This window comes from Synechococcus sp. R5-12 (assembly GCF_047502655.1).
Taxonomy (GTDB): Bacteria; Cyanobacteriota; Cyanobacteriia; order Thermostichales; family Thermostichaceae; genus Thermostichus.
The window spans coordinates 1-1,564 of sequence record NZ_JANSIM010000087.1; the positions used below are offsets into that span (position 1 = coordinate 1).

Below are 1,564 nucleotides of genomic sequence, written 5' to 3' on the forward strand. Positions count from 1 at the left end.
TTTCAGTATAGTTGAGCTTATTATTGACTAGAGTCATGCTCTGTATCCAATGAAAGTCTCTCAAGAAGAATCTGCCCAAAACCTGCCTCGCAATGATCTGCTGCCACCAGTATCTAGAAACGGTTAGCTTTTGGGTAGCGTGCAACCACGGTTTTGAGGATCCACAAATCGATACGTACCTTCAGCTCTGATGGATGAGGCTGCTGAGGCTTCACCCCTTTGTCGTGAACTGCTTGCCGAGCCGGTTTTCCTGCTGCAACCCCTAAGCTAGGATGAAAGATCTGCCTATCGGTATGGGATATCGGGCTGGAGTTGGGTTTGAATGCGTTTTGACTTTGGGATTGGGGTGCAGCGGTCATGACGACCATTTTGATTGTTGACGACGATCCGACGATTCGGCTGGTGTTGAAGCGATCCCTGGAGCGACAGGGCTACACCGTGGAGATGGCCAGCAACGGTTCCGAGGGACTGGAGCAAGCCCACCTGCTGGTGCCGGGGCTGATCATCTGCGATTGGATGATGCCGGACATGGATGGACTAGAGGTTTGCCGACGCATCAAAGCCGATCCCAAGTTTTCCACGACGTTTTTTATTTTGCTCACCGCTCGCACCGAGGTCGAAGACCGCATCCAGGGCCTGGATGCCGGAGCAGATGAATTTCTAAGCAAACCCATCGACCCCAATGAGTTGCGGGCACGTGTGCGGGCCGGGCTGCGCTTGCACCAGCTCAGCTATGACCTGCAGCAGCAAACGGCCAGGTTAGGGGCAGAATTGGCAGAGGCGGCCAGCTATGTGCGTTCCCTCCTGCCGGAGCCGGCCTATTTTCCCGACTGCAAAGTGACCCTCGAGTGGCGCTTTTTGCCCTCCCAGGAATTGGGGGGAGATTCGTTTAACTATCATTGGCTGGATGAGGAACACCTGGCCATCTATCTGCTGGATGTGTCGGGGCATGGGGTGGGATCCGCTTTGTTGTCGGTGTCGGTGATGAACCAGTTGCGCACTCAAGGCTTGGCCGATGCCGATCCCCGCCAGCCGGACGCGGTCTTGCGCGCCCTCAACCACTCTTTTCAAATGGGATCCCACCATGAGATGTACTTCACCCTTTGGTATGGGGTTTATCAGCCGGGATCCCGTCTGCTCTCTTTTGCCAGTGCCGGCCACCCACCTGCCCTGCTCATCCAGGGTCAGGATTCGCTCCTGCTGAAGACTGCCAACTTGCCCATTGGCATTTTGCCCGACCTCACTTTTCAAAGGGATCAGGTGCGGATCCCCGAGAACAGCCATCTCTACCTGTTCAGTGATGGAGTTTACGAAGTCATAAACCCCCAGAGAGAAATCTGGGGGCTGGACAATTTGATAGCCCTGCTGAGCAAGGGCGCTGGCAATAGTTTGGATCAGGTGATCCATCAGGCCCAATCCTTTCAGGGGCGGACGGACTTTGAGGATGATTTCTCCCTGCTCCGGATCAGCTTTGGTTAGAGGTGAGTTATGGCTATTGCAAGCTGCTTTGAGGCGATCCCCTGACCAAAAGGCGCGGCAAGCCCCGTCCTTCAGGGCAGGGAAG

Annotated in this window: 1 protein-coding gene; it reads left to right on the forward strand. The window is 55.2% G+C overall.

The genetic code is table 11. From position 1 onward, the window contains the following. Window positions 1-357 precede the first annotated feature (357 nt). On the forward strand, window positions 358-1,479 hold the full coding sequence (locus NW843_RS05220; RefSeq protein ID WP_414522325.1) for a PP2C family protein-serine/threonine phosphatase: 1,122 nt from the start codon (window positions 358-360) through the stop codon (window positions 1,477-1,479). Window positions 1,480-1,564: the final 85 nt, after the last annotated feature.